General features: G+C 51.6%; 20 protein-coding genes. 8 read left to right on the forward strand and 12 right to left on the reverse strand.

All coding sequences use genetic code 11. The annotated features are described in order from the left end of the window. Positions 1-54: 54 nt before the first annotated feature. The gene (locus HV832_RS00565) at positions 55-1701 is read right to left on the reverse strand and encodes an OFA family MFS transporter (protein ID WP_176801608.1); all 1647 of its coding nucleotides are present in this window, start codon (positions 1699-1701) and stop codon (positions 55-57) included. Positions 1702-1913: 212 nt separating this feature from the next. Between HV832_RS00565 and HV832_RS00570 the strand changes: the two genes are divergently transcribed. The 3 genes from HV832_RS00570 (at position 1914) to HV832_RS00580 (ending at position 5601) form a co-directional block, all read left to right on the forward strand. Next, on the forward strand, positions 1914-3005 hold the full coding sequence (locus tag HV832_RS00570) for a substrate-binding domain-containing protein (RefSeq protein ID WP_223827307.1): 1092 nt from the start codon (positions 1914-1916) through the stop codon (positions 3003-3005). 559 nt (positions 3006-3564) lie between these two features. Further along, entirely contained in the window at positions 3565-4422 is an 858-nt protein-coding gene (locus tag HV832_RS00575) for an MOSC domain-containing protein (RefSeq protein ID WP_176801609.1), read from the forward strand. Positions 4423-4464: 42 nt separating this feature from the next. Next, positions 4465-5601, forward strand: a complete 1137-nt coding sequence (locus HV832_RS00580; RefSeq protein WP_176801610.1) for a GGDEF domain-containing protein — start codon at positions 4465-4467, stop codon at positions 5599-5601. Positions 5602-5610: 9 nt separating this feature from the next. Here HV832_RS00580 and HV832_RS00585 read toward each other — a convergent pair whose 3' ends face one another. The 3 genes from HV832_RS00585 to rsmD form a co-directional block, all read right to left on the reverse strand. Continuing rightward, positions 5611-5871 carry a YfhL family 4Fe-4S dicluster ferredoxin gene (locus HV832_RS00585; RefSeq protein ID WP_176801611.1) on the reverse strand — a complete coding sequence of 87 codons (261 nt, stop codon included), beginning with the start codon at positions 5869-5871 and terminating at the stop codon, positions 5611-5613. Between the two features lie 85 nt (positions 5872-5956). Next, complete coding sequence (gene coaD / locus HV832_RS00590) at positions 5957-6451, reverse strand: pantetheine-phosphate adenylyltransferase (RefSeq protein ID WP_176801612.1); 495 nt, start codon at positions 6449-6451, stop codon at positions 5957-5959. 55 nt (positions 6452-6506) lie between these two features. Next, positions 6507-7178 (reverse strand): 16S rRNA (guanine(966)-N(2))-methyltransferase RsmD, encoded by a 672-nt coding sequence (gene rsmD, locus HV832_RS00595; RefSeq protein ID WP_176801613.1) that lies wholly within the window; start codon positions 7176-7178, stop codon positions 6507-6509. 114 nt (positions 7179-7292) lie between these two features. Between rsmD and ftsY the strand changes: the two genes are divergently transcribed. The 4 genes from ftsY to rpoH all read left to right on the forward strand — a co-directional run bounded on the left by ftsY (position 7293) and on the right by rpoH (position 11138). Beyond that, the gene (gene ftsY, locus HV832_RS00600; RefSeq protein ID WP_176801614.1) at positions 7293-8351 is read left to right on the forward strand and encodes a signal recognition particle-docking protein FtsY; all 1059 of its coding nucleotides are present in this window, start codon (positions 7293-7295) and stop codon (positions 8349-8351) included. A gap of 34 nt (positions 8352-8385) precedes the next feature. Beyond that, positions 8386-9060: a cell division ATP-binding protein FtsE gene (locus tag HV832_RS00605; RefSeq protein ID WP_176801615.1), complete on the forward strand. Its 675-nt coding sequence runs from the start codon at positions 8386-8388 to the stop codon at positions 9058-9060. Positions 9061-9084: 24 nt separating this feature from the next. Then, positions 9085-9999: a cell division protein FtsX gene (locus tag HV832_RS00610; protein ID WP_176801616.1), complete on the forward strand. Its 915-nt coding sequence runs from the start codon at positions 9085-9087 to the stop codon at positions 9997-9999. 248 nt (positions 10000-10247) lie between these two features. Further along, entirely contained in the window at positions 10248-11138 is an 891-nt protein-coding gene (gene rpoH / locus HV832_RS00615; RefSeq protein ID WP_176801617.1) for an RNA polymerase sigma factor RpoH, read from the forward strand. Positions 11139-11348: 210 nt separating this feature from the next. On the opposite strand, the gene HV832_RS00620 is transcribed toward rpoH, so the two are convergent. The 5 genes from HV832_RS00620 to HV832_RS00640 are packed head-to-tail and all read right to left on the reverse strand — an operon-like array spanning position 11349 to position 15194. After that, entirely contained in the window at positions 11349-11933 is a 585-nt protein-coding gene (locus HV832_RS00620) for an SCO family protein (protein ID WP_176801618.1), read from the reverse strand. Continuing rightward, positions 11930-12814 carry a heme o synthase gene (gene cyoE / locus HV832_RS00625; RefSeq protein WP_176801619.1) on the reverse strand — a complete coding sequence of 295 codons (885 nt, stop codon included), beginning with the start codon at positions 12812-12814 and terminating at the stop codon, positions 11930-11932. The genes HV832_RS00620 and cyoE overlap by 4 nt, the downstream gene beginning before the upstream one ends. A 4-nt stretch (positions 12815-12818) precedes the next feature. Then, entirely contained in the window at positions 12819-13892 is a 1074-nt protein-coding gene (locus HV832_RS00630) for a COX15/CtaA family protein (RefSeq protein ID WP_176802060.1), read from the reverse strand. 2 nt (positions 13893-13894) lie between these two features. Further along, complete coding sequence (locus tag HV832_RS00635) at positions 13895-14494, reverse strand: SCO family protein (RefSeq protein WP_176801620.1); 600 nt, start codon at positions 14492-14494, stop codon at positions 13895-13897. Next, positions 14466-15194 carry an SURF1 family protein gene (locus HV832_RS00640; protein ID WP_176801621.1) on the reverse strand — a complete coding sequence of 243 codons (729 nt, stop codon included), beginning with the start codon at positions 15192-15194 and terminating at the stop codon, positions 14466-14468. Before HV832_RS00640 ends, HV832_RS00635 begins: the two co-directional genes overlap by 29 nt. Before the next feature lie 62 nt (positions 15195-15256). Between HV832_RS00640 and HV832_RS00645 the strand changes: the two genes are divergently transcribed. After that, on the forward strand, positions 15257-15457 hold the full coding sequence (locus tag HV832_RS00645; RefSeq protein ID WP_176801622.1) for a twin transmembrane helix small protein: 201 nt from the start codon (positions 15257-15259) through the stop codon (positions 15455-15457). Positions 15458-15653: 196 nt separating this feature from the next. Here the strand turns inward: HV832_RS00645 and HV832_RS00650 are convergent, their stop codons facing one another. Genes HV832_RS00650 through HV832_RS00660 form a run of 3 tightly spaced genes read right to left on the reverse strand, consistent with a single transcriptional unit; the run spans position 15654 to position 17356 of the window. Beyond that, positions 15654-16514 (reverse strand): cytochrome c oxidase subunit 3, encoded by an 861-nt coding sequence (locus HV832_RS00650; RefSeq protein ID WP_176801623.1) that lies wholly within the window; start codon positions 16512-16514, stop codon positions 15654-15656. A gap of 39 nt (positions 16515-16553) precedes the next feature. Next, positions 16554-16769, reverse strand: coding sequence for a DUF2970 domain-containing protein (locus HV832_RS00655; protein WP_176801624.1), 216 nt, complete (start codon positions 16767-16769; stop codon positions 16554-16556). Beyond that, positions 16766-17356, reverse strand: a complete 591-nt coding sequence (locus HV832_RS00660; protein ID WP_176801625.1) for a cytochrome c oxidase assembly protein — start codon at positions 17354-17356, stop codon at positions 16766-16768. Before HV832_RS00660 ends, HV832_RS00655 begins: the two co-directional genes overlap by 4 nt. Position 17357: the final 1 nt, after the last annotated feature.

The following is a 17357-nucleotide window of genomic DNA, read 5'->3' on the forward strand; positions in this document are numbered from 1 at the left end:
TTTCCAATCAGAAAAGGAGAGTATCGGCATATCGTTTATTATGATTTTTAAAAGTTAGAAAAATTTTGCAACGCTTAACATGGTTCGGTACACCCCCCAAGCTAGTGGAATACCAACCGCCGCCCAAGCCATCCACACTAAAGCAGGATTGGTTTCATGCATGGTCATCGTACCGATGCCCACATCCGAAGCGACGGCTTTATCGTGCGCTAAACGTTTTTCTTCTGCGAGCTCGGCAGGTGTCATGAAGTATTTTTTATCGACAGGACGGATCAAAAAATTACAAATTAAGCCAATTACCAACATGCCCACCAGGATATACATCGTTTGGTTATAAACCTGATCTCGCGGAATGCCTAAGCCGATTTGGTAATCACGCATATAGTTCACCACCACTGGCCCTAATATCCCGGCAGTCGCCCAAGCAGTCAGTAAGCGGCCATGAATCGCTCCCACCATTTGCGTACCGAACAAATCAGCTAAATAGGCGGGAACGGTCGCAAAGCCGCCACCATACATACTTAAAATAATGCAGAAGGACGCAACAAATAGCGTTTTGCTTCCGGCAGATGCGCTGGCCGGAATACTGAAATACAAAATTCCACCCAAGACGAAAAACACGACATAAGTGAGCTTGCGACCCAGTTTATCTGACAGACTCGCCCAAAAAAACCGCCCACCGATATTGAACAAACTCAACAAGGCTGTGAAACCGGCTGCGACGCCAGCAATCGCGCTCAATTGTGTTTTATCGAGCTCAGTAAATTTCTTAGCGACGCCAATCAAATTACCGCCAAACACCTCTTGTAACATTGGACTCGACATACCGATCACACCAATTCCGGCTGACACATTCATACACAACACCAACCACACCAGCCAAAACTGCGGGATACCCCAGACTTTGCTGACATGTACATGATCTTGCGTAATCATGGTGTTATTCGCTTGCGCTGGAGGTGGCGTCCAATCATCTGGCGTCCACCCCGAAGGCGGTACACGGTAAGACAAGGCCCCACCCATCATAAAGACGAAATAAACCAACGCCATAGAGACGAAGGTTTGCATCACCCCCACATTGGTATCGCTGGCAAATATTTTCATTAACTCGGCAGCAAGCGGGGAGCCAATCATCGCACCGCCACCAAAACCCATAATCGCCATACCGGTTGCCATACCACGCTTATCTGGAAACCACTTTATCAGCGTACTCACAGGGGAGATGTAGCCCAGGCCCAAGCCAATGCCACCAATAAATCCAGAACCAACTAAAAGCATCCAAAATTGGTGCAGATACACGCCCAGGGCAGAAATCAACATCCCGCCACACCAACACAAGGCGCTGATCACACCTGCTTTGCGTGGGCCTGCGCGTTCCAACCAACCACCCCACAATGCAGCAGAACTACCAAGCAAGACGAAAAATAAGGTGTACATCCAACCCAGGGTAGAAACCTTCCAGTCGCATGTGGTGGTAAATAACTCTTGTAAAAAACCCACATCCGCAGCGCATTTAATAGGCTCTTTAATGCCCAATGCTTTGGAGAGGGGTAGCCAAAACACGGAAAAGCCATACGCCATACCGATACACAAATGTATCGCTAAGGCTGCGGGTGGAACGAGCCAACGATTAAAACCGGGAGCTGCAATAATGCGTTCTTTGGAAAGAAAACCATTTCCATCGTCTGGGGGGGTGGCCATGCTGGATGTCTCCTAAGTGAATAGGTAATATATTTTTTTAATGTATTGCTTAAACTACGCAACATATGCTTTTACAGCACAACTAACTCTACCTTTATTTACTAAAGATTGGCAATATGCGGCTATGTACAAATTAAATCAGAAATTTATTACATTAAATATGCTATAAAACACTTATTTAATAAGCGCCATTACTGTAATTATGGAGAGCAATGATGCATAAAGTATCAATCAAGCCGCAATGGACGATCAGCGATGCAGAAGGACAAGATCTGCCCGTCAAAGTGCTGGAACTATTGAGGCAGGTGCATGATCACGGCAGCTTATCGGGCGCTTGCAAAGCATCGGGGGCGTCTTATCGCCATGCATGGAATTTGATTCGCCAAGGCGAACAGCAAATCGACGCACCTCTGCTTAAAATGGAGCGAGGGAAAGGTTCTACTCTCACCCCCCTGGGGGAAAAATTTGTCTGGGCAGGGCATCGTATTACCGCACGGCTCACTCCAATACTTGAAACCCTCGCATCGGAATTGGAAATTGAAATCGGTCGCGTACTCGCAGCGGGGACAGAAACCATTCGTGTGCACGCCAGCCACGGCTTTGCGATTGAAAAACTCTTGGCCTCGCTACAGAAAGACAATGTTTCTGTAGAACGCAAATATGTCAGTAGCCAGGAAGCTGCGGCTTCGCTACATCAAGGAAATTGTGATTTAGCGGGTTTCCATCTTCCTATCGGCGATCTCGAAGCACGCGCCTATCACCACTACACTCGTTGGCTTAATGTACGCCACAGCCGCATCATCCATATCACCACGCGTCGTCAAGGGCTCATGGTTGCACCCGGCAATCCTCTAAAAATTTATGATGTGGCAGATTTAATACGCAAAGATGTACGCTTTGTAAATCGTCAAAATGGTTCTGGTACGCGTTTTTTATTAGAGTGCCTGTTAAGCAAGGAAGGTATCGACTCCAAACGCATTGCCGGGTTTGAACAGGGCGAATTCACCCATGCAGCGGTTGCCGCCTATGTTGCCAGCGGCATGGCAGATGTCGGCTTTGGTTTAGAAACGCCAGCACGGCGCTTTAAGCTCGACTTTTTCCCCATCTGTTCAGAACGATATTTTCTACTATGCAACGACGCGTTTTTAGCACAACCGCAATTACAAGCAGTGCTAAAAATTCTCAATGACCCAGAGTATAAAAAAGCCGTTAACCAACTTCCCGGCTATGATGCAAGTCGATGCGGGCAAATCGATACCATTCCTAAAGCCTTCCCAAGCTATGCAGCCCATAAAAATTTCTAACGAATCAACCATGTCAGATCCATTGCTTGAATTGATACAGGCACGCCAACACACCGCGCCGAAACGTCACGATCAGGATTCACATGGCAGCTGACGCGTATGGAAATCCACTTGATTTTGAAATCCCTGAGGGTAAAATCCACGACGCCAAAGCTGCACCGTGCCTTATCGACAGGAGAACAGCAACACGACATATCATACTGACAAGGGCTATGATGCCTAGGTGATTCGTGAGCACGTCAGACAGGCAGGAGCGAATCCGATGATTCCCAGAAAATCCAACAGGAACAAAGTCAATCCGGAATTCGATTCGCATTTATACAAACAACGTCATTTAACCGCGGATCTGCCTGCCATACTGAAGCATTTCCGCAGCATCGCGACTCGTTTTAAAAAATTAGCGCGTAATTTCAAAGCCATGCTTTTCATCACTTATACTTTTTATCTGGGTTAAATTGAAATGAGGACACGCCCTAAGATCCACCGTTTAACCGGAACGCATTAAAATAGCAGCCCCTGCCCTCTTAATTACCCACTTCACTGCTGACGGACTATCTGCATGCCTGCTATTTCCGAATTGACGATTTACCCAATCAAATCCTGTGCCGGGATATCCTTGAGTGAGGCAGTCATGACCGCAAGCGGATTGCGTCATGCCGGGGTCAGCGATCGCGAATGGATGCTGGTCGATACCGACGGGCTGTTTCTCACACAACGCCAATATCCGCGCATGGCAAGCCTGCGCGTGACGGTTGTAGAGGATGTGCTATGTGTGGATACGGTGCAGATGGCAACATTGCGTATTCCGCTGCAAGCTGCGACGGATGTGAAGATGATCGCAGTCAGAGTCTGGGATTTTGAAATGCAGGCAGAAGATGCCGGTGACAGCGCCGCTGCATGGTTCAGCACCGCGCTGGAAACAACTTGCCGGCTGGTGCGCTTTCCGGCACAGGGGAAACGTTTTGCCAATACCAAGTGGACCGGTGACACCCTGGCCCCGACACGCTTTGCCGACGGTTATCCGATGCTGCTGATCAGCGAAGCTTCACTGGAGGATCTGAATCACCGGGCGATCGCTCAGGGACGTACCGCTGTGCCGATGAACCGTTTTCGCCCGAATATTGTCATCAGCGGCATTGAGGCTTTTGAAGAAGATTACGCCGCCAGCTATCTGCTGGACAATGGCATACAGTTGCGTCCCGTCAAGCCTTGCCCGCGCTGTCCGATTCCCGCAGTTGACCAGTCTGACGGCACAGTGGGAGACAATCCGGTCGATATCCTGCAGAGTTACCGCGCCAATCCGATTGTGGATGGCGAAATCACGTTCGGTATGAATGTGATTCTGGAGCAGGGCGAAGGAAAAATTCTCCGTGTCGGGGACGTGCTGGACATGCCCCTCGCTTTTGACGCCTTGTGAAAAGCCTCTGCACACGGCTGTTATTGAACAATCCCTGACCCCATGCGCCAGACTACCGCTCCTCATACCGCGTCAGCCGCCGATCAAGCGATGGCGGAACTGCGTATGGAAAATCAGCTGTTGCGCGCCCGTCTCGATGATTTACTGGAACAGGCGCACAGAAATCAGAACATTATGGCGCGCCATCAAAGTTTTGATCTGAAAATCATTGGCGCCAGCCAGTTCCGTGAACTGATTTCCTGCATATTCAGTTCGCTGGCCATCATGTCCGAACTCGATATCGTTACCCTGCATCTGATTGATCCCCGTCAGGATTTGCAGCAAATGCTGAGCGATCTCCGGATTGATCTGAATGAATTTCCGCATTTGCATTTTATTCGCCATGAAAACGAATTGCAGACGGCAGGATTACCCACGCAGAAACCGGCGCTGGGACGTTATCAACCACCACTGCATCAGTTCCTGTTTCAAAGCTGCACACACAAACCGCAGAGCATCGCCATCATTCCTTTGCGACGCCAGAACAAGCTGATCGGCTATCTGAATATCGGCAGCTTTTCACCGGAGCGGTTTCTGCCGACGATGGCAACGGATTTTATTGAACGTCTGGGACTGATCATTGCCGTTTGTCTTGAAAATGTCATCAACAATGAACGGCTTACCTATATCGGCCTGACAGATCCGCTCACGAATGTCAGCAACCGCCGTTATGTGGAACAGCGCATCCGCGAGGAAATTGGCCGTGCCCGGCGTCAGCGTTATGGCATTGCCTGTCTGTATCTGGATATCGATCATTTCAAGCAGATTAATGACCGTTACGGCCATCAAGGCGGTGACGATGTGCTGTGTGAGGTTGCCAGACGGATTAAGGCAGAGCTGCGGCTCAGCGACACACTGGGTCGTTTTGGCGGGGAAGAATTTGTCGTACTGCTGGTCAATGCGAATTTACAGGATGCCATGCTGGTCGCTGAACGCATCCGCCGCAGCATTGCCAACACTGCGTTTACCCTGTCTGCCACGGGAAACTGCAACACCACGATTTCTATCGGACTAACGACCGTCTCCGAACGGCATAATCTGGGAGAGGCCACACTGGTCGCACGCGATATGCTGCTGCGGGCTGACCGTGCACTATATGATGCCAAACGCAACGGGCGCAATCAGGTGCGTTGCGAATAAAGCGGAGAATCAGGTTTTCTGCTGCGCAGCCTGCAGCTGTTCGTATTTTGCCTGCAATTGCGCAGGCGTCTCACGCCATTCCGGGTTGAACGGAATACAGTTCACCGGGCAAACCTGTTTGCATTGCGGCTCTTTATAATGACCGACACACTCCGTGCATTTATGCGGATCGATCTCGTAAATTTCCGGCCCCATGAAAATGGCATCATTCGGGCATTCGGGTTCGCAGACATCACAATTGATGCAATCGTCTGTAATCATTAAGGCCATACACACTTCGCTTTCACTGCAACGCTCTCGTCTGACACCAGGCTCAAAATCAAGACTGGTGCGCCAATCAGCGGATTACTGTTTCTTATTTCGACTCATTCAGCGCCGCGACCTTCTGCTTGAGCCAGCGGTCCACGGAAGGGAATACAAACTTGGACACATCACCGCCAAACATCGCGATCTCCCGCACAATCGTGCCAGAAATAAACTGATACTGGTCGGAAGGCGTCAGGAACAAAGTCTCGACATCGGGCAACAGATAGCGGTTCATCCCCGCCATCTGAAATTCGTATTCAAAGTCCGACACAGCGCGCAGACCACGGACGATAACGCGGGCGTCATTTTTGCGGACAAAGTCTTTCAGCAGACCCGAGAAACTCTCCACCCGGACGTTGGGATAATGCCCCAGGACTTCATTGGCAATGCTCAGGCGTTCATCCAGAGAGAAAAACGGCCGCTTGCTTTTGCTGTCTGCCACGCCAACCACCAGCGTATCAAACAGACCCGAGGCGCGACGCACCAGATCCTCATGACCACGGGTCAGTGGATCAAATGTTCCCGGATAAACGGCTGTGACCATCTTCACTCCCTTTGTTTGCTGACAGCATCACGTTATGCACTGAATTGATCTGGCATTATGCCTGATTTTCGTGCGTTTCATGCTGCAGAATGCTGCGTTGCAGTATATGGAAATACACGCTGCCTGCTTTATCCGCACGTATTACCTGCCATCCTGCTAATAATTGTCGTATTTTTTCATCATCCACCGGATTTTCTGCTTGCGGCGCCAGCGAAAACTCCGCCTCAACGTAAAGGTATCCGGATGGCTGCAACATGGATTGACAGGCGGTCAGGATTTTTTCCAGCCAGCCCATGGAAAATGGCGGATCGAGGAAGATCACCCCGTATTTTTCCCCTCTCGCCACTGCCTGCTCAATAAATCGCATAGCATCCGCTTTGAGCATGTTGCACTGACTGGCCTGCAATTTATCCCGCACTTGCAGTAACTGCTGAAACGCCGGAGCATAAGCTTCCACCAACGTCACCTGGCGGGCGCCGCGGCTGGCAGCCTCCAGCCCGAGTGCGCCGCTGCCGGCAAACAGATCGAGACAGCTGACCTGCGACCAGTCGGCGTCCAGCAGATGGGTCAGCCAGTTAAACGCCGTTTCACGCACGCGGTCGGGTGTCGGGCGCAATCCTTCGGCTTCAATCACACTTAGCAGACTGCGTTTCCACTGTCCGCCAATGATGCGGATCTGATGGTTGGCGTGTGATGTCGTAGCTGGCTTTCTGTTCTTATTTTTCATGTTGTGATTCAGGCGCTTCAATCGAATTACCCGGTATGCTCTGTTAAAATGGCAGCATTCTAATACTAGGACTGCGCCCCTGCAGCTTCCGATCTTCCTACAAAATCGCCACCGATGTTCAGTTTTTTTAAACGCAAGCCCAAAGAAGAAGCAGCGACCGCACCGGCACAGCCAGCCGCAGCAGCATTAACGGCTGCCGCAGTAACGCCTGCTTTGCTCCCTGAAACGGCATCTGCGGACAACCAGCCCGTGCTTTCCGATACCGTACCAGAACAAAAACGCTCCTGGATCAGCCGGCTGAAATCCGGACTGGCAAAAACTTCCTCCAGCCTGACCACCTTATTCGTTGGCGCCCGGATTGATGATGATCTGTATGACGAGTTGGAAGCTGCGCTGCTGACTGCCGATGCCGGCGTGGAAGCCACGCTGTTTCTGCTGAATACACTGAAGAAAAAAGTCAAAGATGAAAAACTGACCGAAGCAGAACAGGTCAAGACCGCGCTCAAAGCCTTGTTACTGGAACTGCTGACGCCATTGCAAAAACCGCTGGAGCTGGGACGATACCAGCCACTGGTCATGATGATTACCGGGGTCAACGGCGCCGGAAAAACCACCACCATCGGCAAACTGGCCAAACATTTGCAGGTGCATCAGCAATCCGTCATCCTCGCTGCTGGAGACACTTTCCGTGCAGCGGCCAGAGAGCAGCTTGCAATCTGGGGCGAACGCAATGATGTGACCGTGATTGCGCAGGAATCCGGCGATCCGGCTGCAGTGGCGTTTGATGCCGTCGCTTCTGCGCGCGCGCGCGGCACCGATGTCGTCATGGTGGACACGGCAGGTCGTTTGCCAACGCAGTTACACCTGATGGAAGAACTCAGAAAAATCAAGCGGGTAATTGCCAAAGGCATGGATGGCGCACCACAAGAGGTCTTGCTGGTGATTGATGGGAATACCGGACAAAATGCCCTGGCTCAGGTCAGAGCATTTGACGATGCCCTGCAACTCACCGGTCTGATCATCACCAAACTCGATGGCACAGCAAAAGGTGGCGTGCTGGCGGCGATTGCGAAAACCCGCCCTGTACCGGTGTATTTCATTGGTGTCGGAGAACAGATTGAGGATTTACAACCTTTCAATGCACAGGAATTTGTCGACGCACTGCTGCAATAATGCGCAATAACATTTACTGACTTCATCCATCGCCATGATCGAATTTGATAACGTTTCCAAGCAGTATTCGCGTGACGCTTATGCTTTGCGTGATATTTTCTTATCGATTCCGGATGGTGAACTGGTGTTTCTGGCAGGCCCGTCCGGAGCCGGCAAATCCACCCTGCTCAAAATGATTGCGGGAATAGAAAAACCAAGCCATGGCCGGGTAATCGTGAATGGCCAGGATATCAGCAAATTAAAATCCGGCAGCCTGCCCTACCTGCGCCGCAAACTGGGACTGATCCTGCAGGATCAGAAACTGCTGAATGACCGCAGCGTTTTGTCCAATGTGATGCTGCCCCTCATCGTTACCGGCGCAGCCAGCAGCGAAGCCGAAGCGCGGGCCCGCGTGGCGCTGGAAAAAGTCGGTCTGATCGACAAAGCATCAGCGTTGCCATTAAGCCTGTCCGGCGGAGAACAGCAGCGCGTGGCAATCGCCCGCGCGATTGTCAACCGGCCCAAAATTATTCTGGCCGATGAACCGACTGCTTTTCTTGACCGGGACAATGCCAATAAGGTACTCAGTGCGCTGAAAGCCTTTCAGAGCGCCGGTGTTACCTGCCTGATCTCCAGTCATGACGAGCAATTTCTCGACCAGGCCAACCGCGTTATTTATCTGAGCCATGGGCAGGTCACCGATACCTGGAATGCGGCAGTGGCCGCCTGACCCCGGATTTTTAAGGATACTCGTATGACGATCTGGTTTCGTGAACACCTGTTTGCACTGCGCAGCGCATTCACTCATTTGCGCGCAGGCACCGGGAATTTCCTGTTCAATGTGCTGGTGGTCGCGATTGCGCTGGCATTGCCGATCGCTGGTCTGACGCTGATTGAAAACGTGCGGCCAGTCTCTTCGCAATTGTCGATTGAACCTGAAATCAGTATTTTCCTTAATACCGACACACCACGTGAGAGCGCAACCGCCTTGTCTGTTCCGATCAAAAAGCTGCTGAAGGAACGCAGTATCAGCGGCAAACTGAATTTCATTCCGAAAGACAAAGCGCTGGCTGCCATGCAGGATTCTTCCAGCCTCGCTGAAGTCTTATCAACGCTCGGCGGCAACCCCTTGCCGGACGCCTATGTACTATCGCTCTCCAATAGCGATGCGGGTAAGCTCGATAGCCTGACAGAACAACTCAGGGCCTTGCCGGATGTGGATGTGGTGCAGGTGGATTCGGCCTGGGTTAAACGCCTGGCGGCACTGGTTCAGATTCTGGAAATGGGTTTACTGTTCCTTGCCGTGACACTGGGAATGGTTGTGATTGTCGTGGTGTTCAATGCCACGCGGCTGCAAGTCATTTCGCATCAGGCAGAAATTTCCGTCACCCGTTTGCTGGGCGCAACCAACAGCTTCATTCACCGCCCGTACTACTACACCGGCGCTATGCTGGGTTTGCTGGCAGGTTTACTGGCGCTGGGCGTGATCGCGGCAGCATTGCAACCCTTAAACCAGAGCATTGCCGAATTTGCCAGACTGTATGCTTCAGAATTTCGCCTGGTTCCGCTGGGCATCATTCCCAGCCTTGCATTACTCGGGATCAGCATGCTGCTGGGACTGACGGGCGCCTATCTGTCAGTGCGCCGGCAACTGGCCCGGGCAATCTGATATTCATTGCATTTATCATACGAAACTTTCTCCGGTTTCCTGACTCTAAGATACAAGAAGCCCCTTTCATGCAGTGATGATCCAAAGCAAAAAATGGTGGGAATGTGAAATTTTCATCAATTTTTTGCAAAAAAGATCATTTTTCAGCAAAATTAGCACTCTTCTCAAGAGAGTGCTAATATAGGGTTTAAGAAGCTGGGTCTGCATCTCTTTCAGCAGACCGGCAGCAATGAGGAGGAACTACCGCAATGACTTCGACACAACTTATCCCGGCAACAGACAGCACCGCGCTGACCTTGGGTTTCAGTGGTACGCTCGGAAATATTGACGCCTATATCTCTGCTGTTAACCGGCTGCCTATGCTGACCCACGATGAAGAAGTGGATCTTGCCACCAAGCTGCGCGATCATCATGATCTCGCAGCGGCGCAGACACTGGTACTGTCCCATCTGCGGCTGGTTGTTTCGATTGCCCGCGGTTATCTGGGTTACGGTCTGCCGCATGCCGATCTGATTCAGGAAGGCAACATCGGTCTGATGAAAGCCGTCAAACGCTTCGACCCGGATCAGGGTGTCCGTCTGGTGTCTTATGCCATGCACTGGATCAAAGCTGAGATGCATGAATACATCCTGAAAAACTGGCGTCTGGTGAAAGTGGCGACGACAAAAGCACAGCGCAAGCTGTTCTTTAATCTGCGCAGCCACAAAGAAGGTCTGGAAACCATGTCGCCCAAGCAGATTGATGCGCTGGCCAAGACGCTGGATGTTAAACGGGAAGAAGTCATCGAGATGGAAATGCGCCTGTCTGGACATGACATCGCTCTGGATGCATCAAACGACGATGATGACGACAAATTTGCACCGATTGCGTATCTGAAAACCGAGTCAGAGGAACCAACCCGAGTGCTGGAAACCCGGCAGTACGATCGTCTGCAGAGCGAAGGTCTGGAATCTGCGCTGGCAAAACTGGATGCCCGTTCACGTCACATCATTGAAGCACGCTGGCTCAAAAATGATGATGGCTCCGGTGCGACCTTGCATGAACTGGCCGATGAATATGGCGTATCTGCAGAGCGCATCCGCCAGATCGAGAGTGCTGCCCTGAAAAAAATGAAAGGCGCATTGAGCGCATTTTCCTGAGTTCGGCAGACAACGATAAAAGGGCACTCCCTGGAGTGCCTTTTTTTGTTTCTCAACATCTGAAAAATGCATTATCCGGGGAGTATCTGCCATTTTACGCTGATCGTCCGCATCAACAAACGGGCTTTCGACATACTCCCCCTGGTATTTTTTTTGGGGTTCAACGTGCATGTTTCATTCGCATCCCGATCCATGCCGTAAAACTGCTATTTATTTCAGCAATAATTTCAGATCGTGCACGATTGGTTCTGCGCCCTGCCCGTGACGCAGGAACAGGCGGATTCGTCCTTCGGTGTCAAACACATAGCTCCCGGCCGTGTGATCCATCGTATAGCTGGTCGGTGTTTTACCCGGAACTTTCTGATAATACACTTTAAAATCTTTCGCTACCTTGGCCGTGGCTGCCGCATCGCCATACAGTCCGAGGAAACGGCGATCAAAATTCGGAACGTAAGAAGCCAGCAAAGCCTGCGTATCACGCTCAGGATCAAGAGTCACGAACAGTACCTGGACTTTATCAGCCTGATCGCCCATCTGCTGCATCACAGTGGCCATTTCCGCCATAGTAGTCGGGCAGACGTCGGGGCATTGGGTGTAACCAAAAAAGATCACGACCAGCTTGCCGCGAAAATCCTGCAAGGTACGCAGTTTTCCATTGTGGTCGGTGAGGGCAAAGTCTTTGGCATAATCCAGACCGGTCAGGTCGGTGTTATTCCACTTTTCAGCCGGTTTGCCACAGGCTGTCAGCATCACTGCGAGTACGGCAATCAGGAGTGTTGTGAGAAATTTCATCATTTTAAATAATGGTCGACCAACAGCGCAGCAAACAGCAGCGACAGGTAAATAATCGAATAAGTAAAAGTCTTGCGGGCCAGGATATCGTTATAGTGACGGTACATCTGCCAGGCGTACCACAGGAAAATCCCTCCCAGAATCAGGGCACTGATCAGGTAAATCAGTCCACTCATATGCACCGCGTAAGGCAGCATGGTCGTCGCCACCAGGGCGATCGTATACAGCCAGATATGGAAGCGGGTGAATTCCGGACCATGCGTCACCGGCAGCATCGGCAAACCGGAACGGGCATAGTCATCGCGCCGGTACATCGCCAGCGCCCAGAAATGCGGGGGAGTCCAGACAAAAATAATCAATACCAGCAGCCAGGCCTGCATCGGCACATCATTGGCGACCGCCGCCCAACCCAGTGCCGGCGGCATTGCACCGGACAAACCGCCAATCACGATATTTTGCGGCGTGGCCGGCTTCAGGAGCACGGTATAAATCACGGCATAGCCGACAAACGTTACAAAGGTCAGCCACATGGTCAGGGGATTGACCAGCGTGTACAACACCAGCATTCCCATGCCGCCAAGCACGCCGGAAAACACCAGTGTCTGCAAGGCACTGATTTCACCGGCTGCAGTGGCGCGGCGAGCCGTGCGCGCCATGCGGGAGTCGATTTCGCGCTCCACCAGGCAATTCACTGCAAAGGCGGCGCTGGCAAGCAGCCAGATGCCAATCGTCGCCGCGATCAGAATGCGCCAGTCGGGTAAGTCGGGCGTCGCCAGAAACATGCCGATCACGGCGCAGAATACCGCCAGCTGCGTCACACGTGGCTTGGTCAGCGCCCAGTACTGCGCGAAACGGTTGGAAGGCAAACGAAGAGTAGTAGTCATAGTATCAGTCATCAACGGCACGGCGTGCCTGCTGGACACGGTAGTTTAACATGCTCAGCAGCAGCACCAGTGCAGCGGCTCCGCCATTGTGCAAAACCGCCAGCAACAGCGGCCACGCAAAAAAAACGGTGGAAATACCGATTGCCAGCTGAAGTCCGATCGCTATCGCCAGATAACGGGCAAGACGACTGAATTCAGCCACACGTGCGGCATTCCAGGTGGTATACAACACGGCAACCATCACCAGTAAGGCGAAATTCCGGTGTACCCAGTGTATAGCCACGAGTGCGGCAAACGGCAAATATTCCCCACTGACCGTTTGTCCGAGTTGCCGCCAAAGACTGAAGCCATGTCCGAAATCCATGGCTGGCATCCAACTACCCTGACACAAAGGATAATCGTGACAGGCGAGTGCTGCATAGTTGGTGCTGACCCACCCGCCAAGGGCAATTTGCATGAATACCAGAATCAGCGCGATTCGTGCCGGCCAGACCAGCGACACGGCCTTCGCTGTAGTAATCATTGTTCTGGGACGTTGCTGTTCAAGCGCAGCAGCCAGCAATGCCAGCAAACCCATTGCCAACAGCAGATGAGAGGTTACGATGATGGGTTGCAATTTCATCGTGACCGTCCATTTGCCAAATGCTCCTTGCAGGCAGACAAAAAAGAGCAGGAAAGTCGGTAGCCACGGCGAGATTCCGGTTTCACGTCTTTTTTTCCATGCCAGCACGACCTGCGCAATAATCAGCAGCCCGACACTCATGGCCAGGTAACGATGGATCATTTCTATCCATGCTTTCTGGACAGTGACCGGCCCGGTCGGCATCGCTATTTCAGCGGCCCGGATGTCGGCATGTGATTGCAGCGGATTGGCCTGCCCGTAGCAGCCCGGCCAGTCGGGACAACCCAGTCCGGAATCGGTAAGCCGGGTAAATGCCCCGAACATGATTAATTCAAACGTCAGGGCGACAGTGACGGCAGCCAGCTTGCGATGTTTGCTGGGCTCACGGGAAAAATAAACCATGGACAATGGCAGCAGGGCAACGCCGATTCCAATCAGAGCAAGTTGCAGCAGCATCATCAGCCTATCGCAGAAGCACGGAGTAATTTGACCAGATCTTTTTTGATCTTATTCGGATCGGCATCCTTCGGAAAACGCATCATCAGATTACCCAACGGGTCAATCAGATAAATATGATCGCTGATCTGCGTGCCGGCATCCGCTGGCAACCAGTGCTGCAATTCAGCAGGGGCAGTTTTCAGAATATGCATGCCGTCGTATTCGCGCAGCAGACTGGTGCTGACCGGCTGCTCATCCGTCACCATCCAGACGCGCTCAATGCGATCCATTTCCTTTCCCTGCGCCAGACGTAGCTGTCGCATGTCGTACAGTCTTTTCTGACAAGCTGCCGCACAATCGCCTGTATCGACAGTCAGCATGATCCACTTGCCCTGATAGGCACTCAGCCCCTTCTCTGCCCTCGCATTACCAAGCGGCGTGGTCTGCATGACCGGCATCGGATACAGACGCGGATCCAGTATGGTGCCGTAATTGGTGCGTCCGGCAGGCTTGATAATGTAATAAGCGAGATAGGAACAAATCATGGGTGCGGCGCAAATCGCCAGCACCAGAAACAATTTCCTGCGTCCGTTAAGTTTTTGTTTGCTGTTTTCTTCCACGTCGGATTCCTGTCACCACAAAAAAAATCACCGTCATCACTGACAGCGCATACCACTGTAATGCATACGCCCGATGTTTGCCGGCACCGGCATCAGGTCGCGGCCAGGCGCGCTCCAATCCGTCATCGGCCACGGATGTCTGCATCACCAGGACCGGAGATAATGTCAGACCGGATGCGGCTGCCAGCGCTGATAAATCAAGATTCTGCAACAATACACCCGGGCGGATCGCATCAGGCTGCCCTAGCTGCATCACATGATCTGGCTGCGTCCGTATGCTGCCTTCAATTTCCACCACCCCTTCCGGGGTTCGCAACGGCAACACGCGGTTACGATCCTGCGGATCGCGCGGCTGCCAACCCCGCATCACCACGACAGCCTGCTGACTCCCTTCGGGCCGGAACGGCATCAGTACATAGCGGCCGGATACACCATTCAACGGACGGTTATCCAGATACAACGACCATTGGGTTATAAATTGACCGCGCAACAATACCTTACTGAACTGCGGCAGCTGAGCCAGCTCCGCCCATTGCTGTACTCTGAGCGCCGGCATCTGCTGGCGCAACGTCATCTGACGGGTGATTGCTTCTTTTTCCAGTGCGCGGCCAGTTTGCCATTGTCCCAGCAAAATACCCGCCGCAGTCAGCACCAGAGTCAGAATCAGGGGAAGCAGTCGGAAGCGTTGGAGCATGGGCATTCGCGGATTACCGTATTACAATGGGTCAATTATCGATCGTTTACCGGGGAGACAGGGTCAGCATGAAAATTTTTGTTGCGATTGCATTTTTCCTCATTATTTTCAGCATGGGGTCAGCACTGGTCTATCTGATGAAAGATAAGGGGCGCAGTAACCGGACGGTAAAGGCGCTGGCGTTCCGGGTCGGTTTTTCCATCACTTTATTTATCCTGATACTGCTTGCCAATCACTTTGGCCTGATACAACCGACCGGTATCCGCTGAACTCACTGAATCAACTGATATAGATACGGTACAAGCCCCATTTAACGGGCAAGTGATTGTACTAGTACTGTGAGATACCGCCCAGTCATCCAGTGACTTCCGCTACATCTGCGGCTGCCGATGCCACTACTGATTCAGGTCATAAGAAAAAGCCGCACTGACGTGCGGCTTTTTTATTCGTCAGTTTAGCGAGATCTTACAGCCAGTAAACGACAACATACAGGCCCAGCCAAACAACGTCCACAAAGTGCCAGTACCATGCAGCACCTTCAAAAGCAAAATGATGATCCGGAGTGAAATGGCCTTTCAACACACGGAACAGCACGACTGACAGCATAATCGCCCCCATCGTGACATGAAAACCATGGAAGCCGGTCAGCATGAAGAATGTGGAACCATAAATACCGGAAGTCAGTTTCAGATTCAGCTCATGATAAGCATGGATATACTCATAGGCCTGGAAGCCCATGAATACGGCGCCCAGGACGATCGTGGCAAACAGCCAGAATGCCGTCTTGCCGCGCTGGCCGGCACGCAGTGCATGATGCGCAATTGTCAGCGTGACGCCGGAAGTCAGCAACAATGCCGTATTGATCGTCGGAATAGGGAATGGCCCCATGGTCTTGAACGCTTCAATCGTGCCTGCCGGACCAGCATTGCCCCACTGTCCGGAAAAATCCGGCCAGAGCACTTTGTGATCCAGATCAGCCAGCCAGGGCATGGTGATACTGCGCGCATAAAACAGTGCGCCGAAAAATGCCGCGAAAAACATGACTTCAGAAAAAATAAACCAGCTCATGCTCCAGCGGTAGGACACGTCAATCCGTGCGCTGTACTTACCGCTTTCAGATTCTGCAATCGCATCACCAAACCAGTTATACAACACCACCAGCGTCAGAAACACACCGGCCAGATTTGCGTAACTTCCCCAACTCAGACCATTCACCCAGGCAGATGCACCCAGCATAGTCAGCAATAAGGAAGAGCCTGCCAGAACCGGCCACTTAGAAGGTCCTGGTACAAAATAATACGGCGCTTTAGCGTGCGAAGAACTCATTTCCATCTCCCGATGCATTTTAATGTACTGCTCAAATTGTTATTTTGCGACGACATACTTCACGATAAGCACCAGGGTTGAGACAAAAATCAACGCACCGATGATACCGGCAATAATGACATGAACCGGATTCAGCTCGGCTGCATCCTGCTCATAGTCATTTTTCTTACGTATTCCCAGAAACGACCAGAACACGGCTTTGACTGTTGCGATAAAAGAAGCCTTGCGTTTTACCGCATTTTTCAATTCACTCATGTTTTACCCTGCTGTCCGGACTGCGCAACCCCGGCCTTATTGCCTACTTCAAAAAATGTGTACGATAAGGTAATAGTTTTCACGTCTTTCGGTAACGCAGGATCAATATAAAACACAACCGGCATTTGCCTGGCCTCATTGGCCTCCAGCGTTTGCTGCTTGAAGCAAAAACATTCCATCTTTTTGAAGTAACTGCTGGCTTGCTGCGGTGCATAGCTTGGTATTGCCTGTGCATCCATTTTGTAAGCCTGCTTATTAACGACCTCATACACGATCTGCGTCATCTCGCCGGGATGCACTTTCATGCTGGACACCACCGGACGAAAACGCCATGGTCCCTGAGTATTGGCATCAAATTCAATGGTGACTTCACGGCTGCGGTCTATCTGCGTATTCGAAATCTCTTTCGCTGAAATGTCTTTCGGCGTCAGGATATTAATGCCTGTAATTTCACAAATCTGCTTGTACACCGGCACCAATGCGTAGCCAAAGCCGAACATCATCACAGCAATGAGTACTAATTTAGACAGCAGCCTGGCATTGAGCTTCTGAATAAAATTTCCTGTGTTCCGCTTATTTTCCGACATC

Origin of the sequence: Cognatundibacterium oligocarboniphilum (assembly GCF_013377855.1) — a bacterium.
GTDB lineage: Bacteria > Pseudomonadota > Gammaproteobacteria > Burkholderiales > Burkholderiaceae_D > Undibacterium > Undibacterium oligocarboniphilum.